At 42.4% G+C, this 14,649-nt stretch carries 14 protein-coding genes; all 14 read right to left on the bottom strand.

What is annotated here, in order from left to right; genetic code table 11:
- Positions 1 to 19: 19 nt before the first annotated feature.
- The 14 genes from QL234_RS04325 to wecA all read right to left on the bottom strand — a co-directional run bounded on the left by QL234_RS04325 (position 20) and on the right by wecA (position 14,561).
- Entirely contained in the window at positions 20 to 1,282 is a 1,263-nt protein-coding gene (locus QL234_RS04325; protein WP_281556608.1) for a glycosyltransferase, read from the bottom strand.
- A gap of 123 nt (positions 1,283 to 1,405) precedes the next feature.
- Complete coding sequence (locus QL234_RS04320; RefSeq protein ID WP_281556607.1) at positions 1,406 to 2,791, bottom strand: hypothetical protein; 1,386 nt, start codon at positions 2,789 to 2,791, stop codon at positions 1,406 to 1,408.
- A 468-nt stretch (positions 2,792 to 3,259) separates the two neighbouring features.
- Positions 3,260 to 5,290, bottom strand: a complete 2,031-nt coding sequence (locus tag QL234_RS04315; RefSeq protein ID WP_281556606.1) for a secretin N-terminal domain-containing protein — start codon at positions 5,288 to 5,290, stop codon at positions 3,260 to 3,262.
- Between the two features lie 112 nt (positions 5,291 to 5,402).
- Positions 5,403 to 5,930: a hypothetical protein gene (locus QL234_RS04310; protein ID WP_281556605.1), complete on the bottom strand. Its 528-nt coding sequence runs from the start codon at positions 5,928 to 5,930 to the stop codon at positions 5,403 to 5,405.
- Positions 5,927 to 6,484, bottom strand: a complete 558-nt coding sequence (locus QL234_RS04305; protein ID WP_281556604.1) for a hypothetical protein — start codon at positions 6,482 to 6,484, stop codon at positions 5,927 to 5,929. The genes QL234_RS04310 and QL234_RS04305 overlap by 4 nt, the downstream gene beginning before the upstream one ends.
- The gene (locus tag QL234_RS04300) at positions 6,468 to 7,583 is read right to left on the bottom strand and encodes a hypothetical protein (RefSeq protein ID WP_281556603.1); all 1,116 of its coding nucleotides are present in this window, start codon (positions 7,581 to 7,583) and stop codon (positions 6,468 to 6,470) included. Before QL234_RS04300 ends, QL234_RS04305 begins: the two co-directional genes overlap by 17 nt.
- Positions 7,584 to 7,595: 12 nt before the next feature.
- Complete coding sequence (locus QL234_RS04295; RefSeq protein WP_281556602.1) at positions 7,596 to 8,465, bottom strand: type II secretion system protein GspK; 870 nt, start codon at positions 8,463 to 8,465, stop codon at positions 7,596 to 7,598.
- 1 nt (position 8,466) lies between these two features.
- On the bottom strand, positions 8,467 to 9,171 hold the full coding sequence (locus QL234_RS04290; protein WP_281556952.1) for a prepilin-type N-terminal cleavage/methylation domain-containing protein: 705 nt from the start codon (positions 9,169 to 9,171) through the stop codon (positions 8,467 to 8,469).
- A complete protein-coding gene (locus tag QL234_RS04285; RefSeq protein WP_281556601.1) occupies positions 9,171 to 9,599 on the bottom strand; it encodes a prepilin-type N-terminal cleavage/methylation domain-containing protein in 429 nt (142 codons plus the stop codon). The genes QL234_RS04290 and QL234_RS04285 overlap by 1 nt, the downstream gene beginning before the upstream one ends.
- A complete protein-coding gene (locus tag QL234_RS04280; protein WP_281556600.1) occupies positions 9,583 to 10,110 on the bottom strand; it encodes a type II secretion system protein in 528 nt (175 codons plus the stop codon). Before QL234_RS04280 ends, QL234_RS04285 begins: the two co-directional genes overlap by 17 nt.
- 11 nt (positions 10,111 to 10,121) lie before the next feature.
- Entirely contained in the window at positions 10,122 to 11,324 is a 1,203-nt protein-coding gene (locus QL234_RS04275; RefSeq protein WP_281556599.1) for a type II secretion system F family protein, read from the bottom strand.
- On the bottom strand, positions 11,324 to 12,976 hold the full coding sequence (locus tag QL234_RS04270) for a GspE/PulE family protein (RefSeq protein ID WP_281556598.1): 1,653 nt from the start codon (positions 12,974 to 12,976) through the stop codon (positions 11,324 to 11,326). The genes QL234_RS04275 and QL234_RS04270 overlap by 1 nt, the downstream gene beginning before the upstream one ends.
- Positions 12,976 to 13,371 (bottom strand): type II secretion system major pseudopilin GspG, encoded by a 396-nt coding sequence (gspG, locus tag QL234_RS04265; RefSeq protein ID WP_281556597.1) that lies wholly within the window; start codon positions 13,369 to 13,371, stop codon positions 12,976 to 12,978. The genes QL234_RS04270 and gspG overlap by 1 nt, the downstream gene beginning before the upstream one ends.
- A gap of 131 nt (positions 13,372 to 13,502) precedes the next feature.
- A complete protein-coding gene (wecA, locus tag QL234_RS04260; RefSeq protein WP_281556596.1) occupies positions 13,503 to 14,561 on the bottom strand; it encodes a UDP-N-acetylglucosamine--undecaprenyl-phosphate N-acetylglucosaminephosphotransferase in 1,059 nt (352 codons plus the stop codon).
- Positions 14,562 to 14,649: the final 88 nt, after the last annotated feature.

The following is a 14,649-nucleotide window of genomic DNA, read 5'->3' as shown; positions in this document are numbered from 1 at the left end:
TACCAGCGCTAACCAAAGGTTAAGGAAGCAATTGTTGTAATTTCTTCAATAAATCGCGGTTTAGTTTGTCGACATCCCCTAAGACTTCTATTTGCTGACGGGCATTTTCCCTGAGAATTGCCATTTCATTCGGTGCATGATAGGCACGTAATAAATTCTCGGTCAATGCTTGCACATCACGCTCAGGCGATAATAGACCATGCTTTTCGTGTATTATCAGCTCGGGAATGCCGCTATGCAAGGTAGAAACCACCAGGGTGCCCCTGGCCATTGCCTCCATAATTGTCACCGGGATCCCTTCCATATCACCATTTGCCGCAGTTATACTCGGCTGTAAAAAGACATCAGCCTTTAACAGCTCTTCTTTGACTTCTTGCTGGCCTACAGGACCAAGTAAGGTCACCTGCCCGGAAATGCCCAGCTCAGCAATCAGCCCCTGCACTTCAGCCATAAGCTCACCATAACCGGCAAGCCGGTAGTGTACGGCAATCTCATCTTTAAGCTTAGCGATAGCCTCTAGGGCATACTTAAGGCCTTTTTTTTCAGTAAAACGGGCTACCGTAAATAATTGCAATACTCGCCCGCTTGTACTCTCTGGGGGAATAGCTTGCCCTGATGACTGAAGTGACCTGAATTCAAAACGCTTAAGATCTATCCCCATACGGTGGACAAACACTTTATCAGGATTGGCCCCAAGAGTGATAAGCTTTTGCTGCCAGAGCTCGCTAATCGGCAGCAAGCAGGCCCCCTGGTCAAAAAGCCTCCGGTAGTTCTGCAAATGCTGGCGAAGTGCCTGATGTGAAGAAATTTCAAAGCCATGGAATACCGTGGCAACTTGCCCCTGTATCACTCCCAGCTCCCTTAGCTGATTGGCGGTGACCCCATTAAAACCAAAATGCGCCAAGATAACATCGTATTGTAAAGGGCTGTGGCATTGAGCACTTATAGAGCCCAGCAATAAGCTTTTTGCCTGATGCCCGTAGCGCCAAAAATTCAGGCTTTTAAATACCGTAAGCAGCCTAGGTCCGAAACATGCTCGCCCCAGAGAAAACAGGCGCTTTAAAGCCTTATAGCGACTGGATTGTGCTTCATCCAGCAGATAAATCGTACGCTCATGCAAGCGATAGTCACGGTAATCCTGATGCAGGTTTAATGTTTCATCTCCCCGGTTAAGCGCCAAAATAGTGACATCCACCCCCAAATCAAGCAAACCGGTGATTTGGTTTAAGACAAAGGTCTGTGATAATACCGGGAATTGGTCGACAAAAAAGGCAAGTTTCATAGGCATATTTTCTTTACTGATCAGCGAGAAAAAAATTGGCTCAAATAGAAGGAAGGTAAAAAGACTGCAATAAAAAAGCGAGCCGCAGCTCGCTTTATACTATATAACTACTAGAAGTAGAAATTAGGTTTGAGGTACACCTAAACGGTCAAGATCGTTGGTATCTTTAAATGCTGTGAACAGGCTTACGTTACCTGCTGGAGCATTGATAGTGATAACAACACGAGTCTTACCAGACTCTTCACCTGAATCAGCAATGATAGCGTCAGAGATGATAGTTCCAAGTTTAGTTACTGAGTTAGCAGCAACAGTACCGATGTCGGCTAAAGTAACCATCTGGCCTGAAGTTTCGTTCAGGTAGCTGATAGAAACAGAGGCATCTTCGTCAAAAGTGCTGGTCGCTTGAACGATCATTTGCGTGTTAGGACCAAACGGCATGTACTCTAAAGTAGTAGTTTCACCGTTCAGATCCCAACCACCGGCAGCAGCGTCAGTCAGAAGTGCGATATCGTTTTGTGAACCTTCGGCATCATCGTAGTCAACGTCTAAAGATACAGTGAAATCACGGATATCTAAAGGAGCAACTTCATCAGCAGCAGTTTCTAACGTGAAAGTAACAACCGTTTGGCCACTTAACACTTCATCATCAGTAGTAGCACCGGCTGCATAAGTGAAGGTAGCTTCAGTCATGGCGTCGTTGATGGTGTAAGTTACGGCAGCATCAGCACCAGTTGCAGCAGTTACGCTAGCAACACCTTCGAAGTTACCAGTAATAGTAACAGTCGCATCGTTAGTAGTAGCACCTGTACCTGAAGTATTAGCGTCAAACGTTAATGTATCAGTTGTACCGGTAGTGAAAGTTTCACGGTTGTCAGCAACGTCAATCAGACCGTCTAAAGCACCAGAAACTTGTGGATCTGCAGTCAGATCAAGTACAACACCTGCTTCCCACTGGTCTGTGATAGCAGCAACTTCAACGGCAGGAGCAGCAGTAGTTGAAATTTCAACATCAGTGTTGGTAGTGAAAACAGTGTCAAAACTAACAGAATCGCCAGTTACGATTAATTCTAATTCAGCAAGAGAGATGGTATCACCATCAGCAACAGTCCAGTCACCGGTGTTAGCCGTGCTCAGGTCGAAAACTAACTGAGTTGAAGTACTTTCAGCAGCGTCAACTACCACTAATTCGTCAGCTGCTACTAATGCACCGCCAGCAACAGCGAGAGCAGAAGCTGGGTTTGCGAAAAAACCACCGCTAATGTTAACTTTTAATTTACCACCGTCAGTGATACCTGAGTTATCAGCAGCCGCTAGTGTCACAATTACACTATCGGCAGCAATTGGTAAAGCGTCATCGGCATCATCAAAAAGGTTATATGCATTAGTTGCAGGTAAACCTTGTGAAGATACAGGAGCCGCACCTGGAAGTGAAGTAGTGATTACAGAAGCTGCATTAGCACCAGCAGCCGCACCAGTCAAAGCTAGTGCAAGTAGAGTTTTTTTGAACATCTTAGTTTTCCTTTAATGTTTCATGAAACGGGTAAGATACCCTAATTGTAAATCTTTATTCTTTTGTACTGAGCTTTGTCTTGTCCCTCTGGTACCGAGGTTACAAAACCCAGACCCATAAAGATAAAGCTACACAGATTCTAAGAACTGCTTAGGGGCTTGTCAACTTAAAAAACTAGAATTTTGACTAAGTTAACACTAAAAGCACGCTTCAGATCAAAAAAAAAGCCAGACTCGTGCAAAAAATAAGCTACGCAATTTTCCACCCCTGGCCGAAAGGACCTGCCCTGCACTTCATCCTGGACTAAAAAAACCATAAACCATTGATATATAAGGCAATAAACAACAACAAGCAACAATAACAAAAAATAAACATAAAATTGACGAATTATGGCTACTTATGGCGTCTAATTTAATCCAACTATAATAATTATCTGTGTTTATTCAGAGTAAGCCGCTTATCTGAACTCAAAAATCTAGCGTAATATGTTCCAAGCCCTGTGCCAATTGGTTTTTGATGAATATCCATTCATCATTTGACTCCAGCACTTTGGGCGTCACCAGTACAACAAGTTCTTTTTTAGTCACGCTGTCATCTTTACCATCAAACAGTTTGCCTAAAAACGGCAGATCAGAGAAGAAAGGCACATGGGTATCCGTTATCGAGGTATCTTTACTGATCAGGCCACCAAGTACTATGGTTTGCCCGCTTTCTGCCACAACTTCGGTATTGATTGCCCGCTCAAAAATAATGGGGGAGCCCGCCACCGTAGAATCACTCTCGGCCTGGTTACTGATCTTCTGGGCAATCTCCATGATCACCACCCCCTGAGCGTTGATGGTAGGTGTCACCTCCAATTCGACCCCGGTCTTACGGTAAACAACCGAACTTCGGTTTCCATTAACCGGATCGGTAACAATCTCCCCCACAGTGGGAATATCATCACCGATAATAATTTCTGCGGTAACACCGTCCCGAACCACCAGAGAAGGACGGGACAAGACTTCGATGTTGGTATTTTTTTCAAACAAATCAAATTCCAACTTCCCCCGGGTTCCAGTCAGAGCATAGCTAAGCCCGGTTGCGCCAGAAGAAAGATTAAAACCACCGGTGACTTCAGCGCCATTATTGGTCAGGTTAAATTCGACCCCGTGTTTGAAACTGTCAATCAACTGAACTTCTGCGATAACCACTTCCAGCATCACCTGTTTAGGCATAATATCCAGACGTCTGATCAACGGCAACAGTTTGCGGTATTCTTCACCTGTGGTCTGGAAAATCAGAGTATTGGCTCGCTCATCTACCACTAAACCTATATTACTGCTGCTGATCCCGGTAGCTGTAACATTTCTCTTCACTTGCTGATTTTGTTGTTCCAGGCTTGTTTTCGACTGGTTAGCGGTTTTTGCACCAAGCAAAGCTTCCAGGCTCACCCCTAAATCAGCGGCCCGGGAAAAACGCGGCGGATATATAAAGTATTGAACGCTGTTCCCTTCTTCCGGCTGATCGATAGATTTCACCCAAAATAATGCCCGCTGGAGTATTTCCGACTTATTGGCAAAAAAAGTGATCGCTCCCATATTCGGTATAGGCACAATCGATAAAGCGCTGTTCGTTGTTTTATCAAGCCCCACCGAAATTCCTTCCTGTGCCAATAATAATGCTAGGCGATCAATTAAGGTTTGCGAATCAACAAACACGGTTTTGTACATGGCAATTTTCCGCTGCCCTAATTTAGGCTTATCTACCAGACGCATAAACTCTAACGCCTTGATGATCTCGCCACGCTTTCCCTGCAAAAGCAGCATATTTTGCTTGGAATCCGGATAGACCTTAACATTTGCCAGCTGGCTCAGGGTTAGCTGCAAGGTACCATTAAAACCATAATCAAAAGGGGCCATTTGCCAGATAATATCTGAGGTTAAGGGTACATCATCAACCTGGTTACCATAACCGAAAACTATATCACCTTTACCCGTTTGCTTTCCGGCCTGATGGATATAATAGATGCCATCATTAAAGCGAATAACATATTCACGCTCCGCCAATAACTCATCGATTAAGCTATATAACTTACGATGACTGACACTTTCTTGCAGATTAAGGGTCAATGCCGCAGCATTATCTTTAACCCCTTCTCCTAAGATATAGCTAACCCCCAGTACCTCTCCCATAACATAATGCAAAAACTCGTTGAGGGGTAACTCGTCAGCAGCAATGCTCACCATTTTACTGTCGCTGAACTGGTGAATGATTCCGGCCGCCACCTCTCGCTTTTCTTGCTTAAAGGCAAAGGGCTTAATAAATTTTACTTCGGCATTTTGCTGCGGTTTCCCCTTGGTTTCGTGCACCGCTAAATCTGTATCAGCAGCACCAGCTTGTTTAGCTTGGGTATCTTGTACCAAAAATGATTTTTTAGGCTGCAACTTCTGTGGCACATTGGCGCACCCTGACAAGGTTGACATCACGGCGAGGACAGCAATAACTTTGTTGTTCATTCAAATACTTTTCCGGTCAGTGACACCTAAAGGCCGCCAGAAACGCAGCGGTGTCGTGTTATAGTTATTCGGACTTAAGGTAAAAAGGATTAATATTACCTTTCTCTGCCCGTTAATTCTTATTAGGCTGATACATTAACAACTCAAGTTCACGTTGCTTATGACGAAAGTTGACTTTTCTTGTATCCGTGATCGCAATCTTATAGTCAGATAATTCACCGCCATGGACGATTTTGCTCACTTCAACCGAATTATCTTTAATATCGGTGACTTGTAACAAAGCAAATTTAGGGAGCGAGCCCTGACCTTGCTCTTTCGGCGCGACAATCGCCATCAAGTGATAGAGTTTATCGCCAACAAACAGCTGGCTCAGCTCTCCCTCTTGTTGTTGCTGCTGCTCCAGACTAAGTCCGATTGGCTTCTTGACTGTCTTATCCACTTGTTGGTCATATTGCAAAAAAGCCTGCTCTATACGTAATTGCTGTGCCTTATCAAGTTGGGGTAATTTTATATCCCCGGAAAAACCCGATAGCTGCACTTCATTTTTACTGGTGTCTTTCACATGCAAAAAGCGCTCATTAACATCTAGTAAAATCAGCGCAAGTATCAAAATTACCGATAATAAGGGGAAAATTTTCATTGTTGCTCCTGCATGTGAAACCTTAGAGACATGCGCCCGGATATATCACTGAGTTTACTGCCTCGGCGTCTGCCAAACCGATAATTAAAATCTACAAATTCAATCCATTTAGCCTGGCTCTCAAAAAAAACCTGTATTTTTTGTATATCAAATGCATTGCCTTTAAAACTCACTTGTACTTCATGCTGGCTCAAACCCAAAGAATCCAGAGGAACGGCTGTTTGCCAGCCTATATTACTAACGGCAATATTGTGCAATTCAAATTGTTTTTCAAGCCATTGTTGCTGGTTTAACTGAAAAGCATTTTCATCTTCGTAATCAAAAAACAAATTTTCGGCAGCTATTAGTTGTTCTTGTGTATTCTGCACTAACCGGGCAATTTCATTGCGGTTATCCAGGGCAAAGGTCGATTTTTGTAATCGATGTGACAACAAAGCATTCGTTGCTTGAGTTTGCTGCTGCCACTCGTATATCGGTACTATGATAAACTTAACAATCAATAAAAAAACCAGTAAAGATAAAAGCAAACCGTACTGCTTAATAACTTGTTGCATTTTGCTCTCCGCCAGAAGTGAACCTGTCTTTCAGCATAAAACTAATGGTGAAATGATCCGACTTTTTCGTTTTTCTCACCGGTAAATCGAATTTGGCATTTTCAACCAAAGGATTGTCTGCCAATTTAGCTAAAAAATTAGTCGCTTTGCTGGTTTTTCCCAGCAAAATAAAACGGCCATTGCTATAACGAAGTGCTGTAATCTCAGCCTCTTCGTAAATTTCAGCCACGATTAACCAGACGGCTGCTTTACTGGCTTTGCTAGTAAGAAAATTACCCAGTAATTCAAGCTGCTGCAGGTCTTGACTAAATTCATCCCTTAACGTCACAGCTTGCATCACGTCTTCTTGCTGATGCTGAACTTGCTGCTGAAGGTCATTGTTTTGCCACAATAGCCATAACGAACTGATGAAAAGGTACAAAGAGCCGGTAAGCAATGCAGGAAGGGCGAAGCCTTTCACCAACGAAGTATTATCCCGCACAGAAAAATTATTAACAAATGACAATAGTTTGTTCAAATGACAAGAAGCCAAGCCAGTTAACAAGCGCTCTGGTAGTTGCTCCTGATTGATCTGATAGGTTTGCTGCGGTAATGCGATACCGGCACTGGTACAAAAACGCTCGACATCAATAATTAACGCGCCGGAAAGAGATGACACGACCGCCTGGTTGGCTTTAGCAACAAACAAACACTGATTATTGCTTTCATTCACTAGAACTTCTTGATTACTCAGTAAGAGATTAAGCAAGAAAGATTCGGGTATGATTAATTTCGCTTTTGGCAAATCAGGAGAAAATTGCCAAATATTAACATGGCTGCTGCCATTAGCGATGTCGGTAATATGATACTTAACCGGACCCCTTGCATATTCCAGCCGCAGTAAGCCGTCAATTGCTTTTTTCTCCTCAACAGGATAACTTTTAACCTGTTCTTGATAATATTCTCTCGCAACAACGAGAATAAGCGGTGCTGGGGCATTTTCTTCGGCAGGGGAAAAGCTAACTTCGCCGTTGTTATACGTCAGGCGATATAAGTTCCCCTGAGAATAATAGCCAGCCACTCGGCACAATAATTTTTTATAGGTTTCGGTTAATGTCATCGGAAACTAAATCTAACCACCCTGGTTTTGCATAATGTTATATGGGGTATTACCGCTTTCATAATAAGGAGACAATTCAACCATAAATTTTTGTCTTATTCTGGCCTCACCATATTGAGCGGTAATCGTAATTTGTTGTTTATTTGATGGGGCATAAAAGATATCTTCATCCTGAACCAGGCCGGTAATTTGGGTCATCACCTGACGGTTCAACTCCCCCGCTTCCCTTCGCTGAATTATCTCACGGGCAACACCGACACTGGTTAGTGCCGCTAGTAACTCAAAAGAACTGTTAAGCAGGTTAAGATGACCAACCCCCGCAAGACTAAAATCATCCTTAATGGATTCAAACTGCTCATCTGAAAGGGTTTGCTGATGTAGCCACTCCCGCAGGTCGGGCATAGGGCCGTTCCGGCCAATATCCCGATGCTCGCCCCCGTGGCGACTGGAAATAATATCACTATCCTGCCAGTCCCGCAAGACAGCGGAAATTCTGCGAGCTTCGGCCGAATTGATACCGGCATACTGTAACCTTTTACTTACCATATCACCTTTGGGGTAATGTAAATTGATTAATCCCGCCTGATCCTGGATCTGAATATCTATCCCATCTTTAAGTTGAAAGCTTTTGCCATAAAAATTCCATTTACTAAGGAGCATGTTCTGGGTATCGTCTTGCTCTTTCCAGGTATTCGTTAATAACTCAAATAAGATCTCGGCACGGGCGCTATGTGCCATAACCCTGGCCTGAGATTTATCCATTGCCCAGTGTGCCATTTTCACTTGTTGGCGCGCTGTTTTTGTTATGTACAAGGCCACGGTTGATAATATTGCGGTAATGATCAGGATTTGCACCAGGGCAATACCTTTAACCTTACTCATATTACAATGCCTCCTCGTTGAAATAAGGTGATAACCAGCGAGCTACGTCCGTATCTAAAGCGATCAAAAAATCTATCTGCTTTTCCTCACGATATAAACTTAGCGTCAGTTTCTCTGGGAAAGTTTGGTTATCCAGCCCGGAAAAAATAGTAAACCATTGAGGTTTAGAGGCATTCTTCCCTGTATTAGCCCCGCTTCTTTCAACAAAGGAAGTCCAGCCAAAATATTGAAATTCAATTTTATCAAGCCCGTCAAAGAGTGTAATCTTGTCAGAAAAATCTATGCTTTGCGAAGCTGTATTGATGGTTAATGCATGAAGAGGTTTTGCCTGATAAATAAGTGCATATTTATCATCTTCCCTTTTTACCGCAGAAAGACGAAAAGCTTCCGCACTGGCCTGCGAAAAAAGTCCATCATGAGTAATGGCAAATAAGCTCTCTTTACCACCAATGAAGAAAAAACCAGGCTGTTCATCATCTTTTCGAACAACGAAAGGCATAATGTTGGATAAAATGATATCTAACCGCTGGAAATTACTCGCCTCACGGTTAACCAGTGCAAACTGCCCTATATCTTCCTGCCACTTACCAGTAAACAAACTATAGGAGTATGTACCAACAAACATCAACATACTCAAGATGCTGGTCACGATCAATAATTCAATCAAGGTAAACCCCTGACTCCTTTTCCGCTGGCGATCTGACATCAAGGATGCAACCAGCTCAGTTCATGATATTGAAAATCCCGTGCACCCTTTTCACTCCCCAAACGAAGTTGCACTTGCCATAACTTAAACTTTTTCGGATAAGATTGCATTTTTCCTATATCAATATCAAATTTATCCGGGGCTGCTCTAAAGGCGATCAAACTTGCATTCCACTGATAATTTTGTCCCCATATCACCCCCTGACCACTTATTTTGTCATTATTATCATCAGTTTTCCTGCGAATTTCTGCTTGTACTAATTTAAGTAAAGCAGGTACCAGGCCTGCCTGGCCGACACGAAGTTCAGCCTTTTGAGAAGCCAGGTAAGATGATTTGAAAATTAAACTGACCACAGCAATCGATGAAAAGAGTATCGCACTGGCTACCAGTACCTCTATCAAGGTAAAACCGCTATTTTTCACTGCCATTGACTTTCTCACTAAGATCCAAAACCTGCTCTTTACCGTTTATCTTAAGAGTTACTTGTGCAGGAGAAAGCAGGCCGAAAGTATTCACTTGCAATGTTTGCGGCAAAAAACTTAAATACTTGAATTCCAAAGCAGCAATAGTAGCTTCACTATCAACAAAGCTATTATCCGAATGGAAAGAAGTATCATCTGGAGACTCTGCCGATAAAACACGACGCCCTTCTGTACCACTCCGATTTAAATAGCGAAAAGTGATAGCATTATTGTTCAAAGAAAAGACACCAGCTTGGCCCGCAGCAAAACTGCGGTAACTATTGGCTCTGAGCAAATTAATTAGTGTCAGTTGTTCTTCTTTGACTTGTATTTTCTCATAAGCTTTAACCGTTAATGGTCCCACTAACCCCATTAACAAACTGACAATAGCCATGACTATCATCAACTCGATCAGAGTAAAACCTCTGTCAGCATAGGGCCAGTCGCTTTTTCTCCTTGCTATGCTATTAACGCCCATTAACTAACGACCTAAAAGCCAATATCATTCATAGACACCATGCTAAGCAACATCATCACAACTACACCACCGATAAATCCCCCCATAAATAAAATCATTAAAGGTTCTATCAAGGTTGTCATTTTTTCAGTCCAGCCTTCAAATTCCTGCCGTGAGCGGTTAGCAACTTCATTAAATACCCTTTCCAAATTGCCCGACTCTTCACCCACTTCGAGCAGGGAGATAAAAAAATCAGGATAAAGCGATGTTAATTTCAGCGCAGGCGTCAAAGCACTCCCCCGCTTAACTTTTTGTTTTGCGATTTCCATTTCCCGCCGCAAAAATTGATTTTTAATATTCCCGGTCGACAATTCAAGCGATTTATCAATGGCTACACCAGATTTGATCATCATTGCCAGGCCACTGTTAAAGCGTATGCGTTCAACAATGATCACAGCATGCTTAATCACAGGCAATTTCAGTGAAACCCCTTGCCACCATTTAATAAAACCTGGCCGTTTTGTTGCAGCTACAAGGCCAAAAAAAACAGCAATACTCCCCAATACCAATAACCCTTGATATTGGTTCATCCAGGCACTGGTATCTAACATAAATTGCGTATACCAAGGTAAATCAGCTGCTTCACTGAACATACCGGCCATCTTGGGAATAATAAAGTTAAAAATAAAAAAGATGCTGAGCAGACAAACGAAAAATATGACCAAAGGATAAGTAAGTGAACCTATAATTTTACTGCGCAGATCTCGTTTGAATTTTAAATCAGCAGCAAGATCAGCAAAAATTTCACTTAAATTACCTGACGCTTCACCCAATTCAATCAAATTGCAATAAAGGGGATCAAAGACATCACTGTGTTCACGAACAGCTTCAGATAAATTCCGGCCTTTTTTCAAATCCCGGCTGATTTCATCAAGTAACTGAGCCAAAGCAGGTTTAGCCTTGGTTCGTTTAATGATATCTATTCCCTTATCAATTCTTACCCCTGATTCCAGTAATAAACTAAGCTCCGCGGTTAAAAACTCTAAATCAGCCAGCGAAATACTGTTGCCAAAACTGAACAGTTTTTTTCCCTGAACTTTATATTCCGTTATTTCAGCTGGCAATAAGCCCTGTTTTTTAATTTCAGTAAAAGCCGCTTGTTTACTATCAGCTTCTACCTGACCATCGCTTTTAGCGCCGGAATGATCATAGGCCTTATAGAGATAAAGTGCCATTAACCAGCGATCCTCAAGACTTCCTCTACGGTCGTTAACCCTGAGATTGCTTTATAGAGACCATCTTCAAGTAAAGTACGCCGATTGATACTAGCATTATGTTGTCGGGCTTTCGGGATAAAATCAGCATCTTTTGGCATCGCTTTAATAGCATCATCACAACCTAAATACTCAATAACCGCCATACGCCCTTTATAGCCGGTATGCGAACAAGCCTCGCAGCCTTGCCCTTTCATCAAATTAATTTCAGGAAGCGAAAAACGTTGCGCTAACTCAGCCAAGTTATACTTTTCAATATATTCTTGGGCGCTAGGATGCGGGACACGGCATTGGCTACACACTTTTCGCGCCAGACGCTGAGCAACAATAGAAACAAGTGCGGCATTAAGTAAAAACTCTTCCACCCCAAGATCAAGCAAACGAGTGTAGGCACTAGCGGCATCATTGGTATGCACCGTACTAAAAACGAGATGCCCGGTTAAAGCCGATTGCAGGGCTATTTGTGCCGTTTCTTTATCACGAATCTCACCCAACATGATAATATCCGGATCTTGACGGACAATACTGCGCAAGCCTGCTGAAAAATCAAAACCTATGTCACTGTTAACCTGCACCTGGTTTATACCCGGCAATTGATACTCGACCGGATCTTCCAGCGTAATTATTTTTACATCATCGTTATTAAGGGCATTAAGAAAAGTATATAAGGTAGTTGTTTTACCTGAGCCGGTAGGCCCTGTAAGTAAAATCACTCCCGCTGTCGTTTGTATATCTTTGCGGATCATTTTTTCGATATCATCGGACAAGCCCAACACAGACATATCATACTGTACATTATCTTTACGCAAGAATCGCATCACCATCGACTCTCCGTCATTCAGCGGTAATGCAGAAACCCGGATATCCAACTCTTGGTTGGCTATTTTCATTTCTATTTTGCCGTCCTGCGGCCGCCGCTTTTCGGCAATGTCCATACCAGAAAGTATTTTAAGGCGGGTCACTATAGGTAACTGCATACGTGGTGCCAATAGCTCGGCTTCATGCAAAACCCCATCAACGCGAAAACGCGCACGATAACGCCCCTGGTAAGGTTCAAGGTGCATATCAGAAGCACCTTGCCGTAATGCCCGGGTGATTAGTGAGTTTAGCAGGTTTACCGTCGGGGCTTCGGTCGCTAGCTCACGTAAGCGATCTTCTTCATCACCGATAAAGTCAGACTCATTGGTTTCATCAATGTGCTGCGAAAACTTTCCCAGTAATGCTTGGATTTCTGACTCGCTTGCCAAAAAAAGCTTCACATTAATATCTTGATTTTTCAACCATTCATTAATAGTTAACTCAAGTGGAAATAAACAAGCCAGGGTCCAGCTGTTTCCCTCAATTTTAAGCGGCAACCAATTTTTAGAGGTTAAGAACTCGAAAACATCACGTTCTAACTCAGGAGGCTCCAGCTCTTGCCAGACAGATAAATCGAGTAAAGGGATATTCAGGTATTGCGACAACAGTTCAGGGATCTGATCATCGGGTAAACTTCCCATGTTCACCAAAATTTGTTCGAGCCGGCCACCATATTTTTGCTGATATTTTACTGCTTTTTCAAGATCCGGCTCAGAAACATAAAACTTCTCGCGCAGCAATTCGATTAATTGCATTATTTATGAATAATATCTGAGTCTGCGCCTTCACCACCTTGCTTACCATCAGAGGCGTAAGACATTATTGAATATGGCTGGCCATTCTCTCCCGGATTTTTATAAACATAAGGATTACCCCAAGGATCAAGCGGTACTTCTTTTGGTAAATATGGGCCATCCCATCGGGATTCTGTACCGGCTCTCAAGTCTTCCAGCTTTGCAGGGTACTTGCCTAGATCAAGGCGGTAAGTATCCAGTGCCGTTTCAAATGCAGACATCTGAGCAGCTGCTACTTTACGCTCTGCCGTACCCAACTTATCAAAAAATTTTGGCGCAACTAAAGAGGTAAGTAAACCTAAAATAACGATGACAATAAGTAATTCCATCATCGTAAAACCACGATTTTTATACATAATAACCAGTAAAAATAAACTTCGACTACAGGCGATTTTATCAAGATAGAATTAAGGTGTCGATGAAAATAATCACAATGAAATAGCGAAAACGTTAGAATTTGTTACTACAATCAGCTTCTGTCGCTTCCCTATACACGCTGGTATTTATTTTTATTTTTATTTATCTTCCAGAAGCGGGACAACACAGCAGAGTAGCCAATAAATATAACAAAGAAAGCATTTATCATTATCCATTCCGCTACCTGCATTATATCTGAAATAATACCGACTAAACTTAGAAGTATTGCCAGTCCGCTAATAACAATAAGCGCTTGACGAGAAGATAAACCTGTTCTTATCAAGATATGGTGCAAATGCCCGTTATCGGCTTGAAACGGTGAGTTCCCATCTTTCATCCGGCGGAGCATCACGGATAACATATCCATAAGCGGCACAGCAATAATCCAAAGCGCGGTTACCGGACGAAAAGAAGCATTCGATCCCTGGGTCTCCAGAGTCAATAACCAAATAACCGTCAACCCCATAAACATACTGCCAGCATCCCCCATAAATATTTTCTTTCCTCTGGGGTTACGTCGACTGACGTTATAGAAAAGAAATGGAACTATGGCTACAACTAAAACTAAGGGAAGTAAAATTAAATCTAACTGGCCGGAGAGCAATTTCATGATTGCAACCGAAGAGATAGTAATAATACTCATAGAGCCGGCTAATCCATCAATACCATCAACCATGTTAAAAGCATTAATAGCGGCAATACAGGCAACACACGTAAAAATCATCCCGTAAATACCGATATTAATCGGACCACCCGCAAATAAATCGCCAAAATCACTGATATATAGGCCGGCGCCAAAAACTAATATCGAAGCTATAATCCCTTGAAAGACAATACGAGAAATAACACTTAAGTCATAAATATCGTCCAAAGTACCAAGAAAAACCAAAAACGCTGATGAAATTAAATACAGGTTCAGCAATTGACTTTGCTCAATGAACAAACTAGAAGCAATTAAAACACCTGTAAAAATAGAAATTCCGCCAATAAGGGGAATAGCACCGTCATGGTTCTTTCTCTCTGTTGGCAAATCAACCAACCCGATATGGGGAGCGAGTGGCAGTAGTACTTTAATTGTAGATATAGATGCGAGAAAAGCGACAAGCAAAGCAGGTAAGAGAAATAACATTCAATTAGTACCAATTGGAATAATTTAGCAAATAATCCCCAACCCGAAGCAATCGAACAGAAGTTGAGAAAAAATAATCACTTATCTG

Origin of the sequence: Thalassomonas sp. RHCl1 (genome assembly GCF_947387555.1) — a bacterium.
GTDB lineage: Bacteria > Pseudomonadota > Gammaproteobacteria > Enterobacterales > Alteromonadaceae > Thalassomonas.
This window is presented reverse-complemented; position numbering and strand designations above follow the sequence as displayed.

Bases quoted from the DNA above. Each gene is read 5' to 3' on its own strand.
- QL234_RS04325 (WP_281556608.1), bottom strand. From the start codon at position 1,282: ATGAAACTTGCCTTTTTTGTCGACCAATTCCCGGTATTATCACAGACC.
- QL234_RS04320 (WP_281556607.1), bottom strand. From the start codon at position 2,791: ATGTTCAAAAAAACTCTACTTGCACTAGCTTTGACTGGTGCGGCTGCT.
- QL234_RS04315 (WP_281556606.1), bottom strand. From the start codon at position 5,290: ATGAACAACAAAGTTATTGCTGTCCTCGCCGTGATGTCAACCTTGTCA.
- QL234_RS04310 (WP_281556605.1), bottom strand. From the start codon at position 5,930: ATGAAAATTTTCCCCTTATTATCGGTAATTTTGATACTTGCGCTGATT.
- QL234_RS04305 (WP_281556604.1), bottom strand. From the start codon at position 6,484: ATGCAACAAGTTATTAAGCAGTACGGTTTGCTTTTATCTTTACTGGTT.
- QL234_RS04300 (WP_281556603.1), bottom strand. From the start codon at position 7,583: ATGACATTAACCGAAACCTATAAAAAATTATTGTGCCGAGTGGCTGGC.
- QL234_RS04295 (WP_281556602.1), bottom strand. From the start codon at position 8,465: ATGAGTAAGGTTAAAGGTATTGCCCTGGTGCAAATCCTGATCATTACC.
- QL234_RS04290 (WP_281556952.1), bottom strand. From the start codon at position 9,171: ATGTCAGATCGCCAGCGGAAAAGGAGTCAGGGGTTTACCTTGATTGAA.
- QL234_RS04285 (WP_281556601.1), bottom strand. From the start codon at position 9,599: ATGGCAGTGAAAAATAGCGGTTTTACCTTGATAGAGGTACTGGTAGCC.
- QL234_RS04280 (WP_281556600.1), bottom strand. From the start codon at position 10,110: ATGGGCGTTAATAGCATAGCAAGGAGAAAAAGCGACTGGCCCTATGCT.
- QL234_RS04275 (WP_281556599.1), bottom strand. From the start codon at position 11,324: ATGGCACTTTATCTCTATAAGGCCTATGATCATTCCGGCGCTAAAAGC.
- QL234_RS04270 (WP_281556598.1), bottom strand. From the start codon at position 12,976: ATGCAATTAATCGAATTGCTGCGCGAGAAGTTTTATGTTTCTGAGCCG.
- gspG (WP_281556597.1), bottom strand. From the start codon at position 13,371: ATGTATAAAAATCGTGGTTTTACGATGATGGAATTACTTATTGTCATC.
- wecA (WP_281556596.1), bottom strand. From the start codon at position 14,561: ATGTTATTTCTCTTACCTGCTTTGCTTGTCGCTTTTCTCGCATCTATA.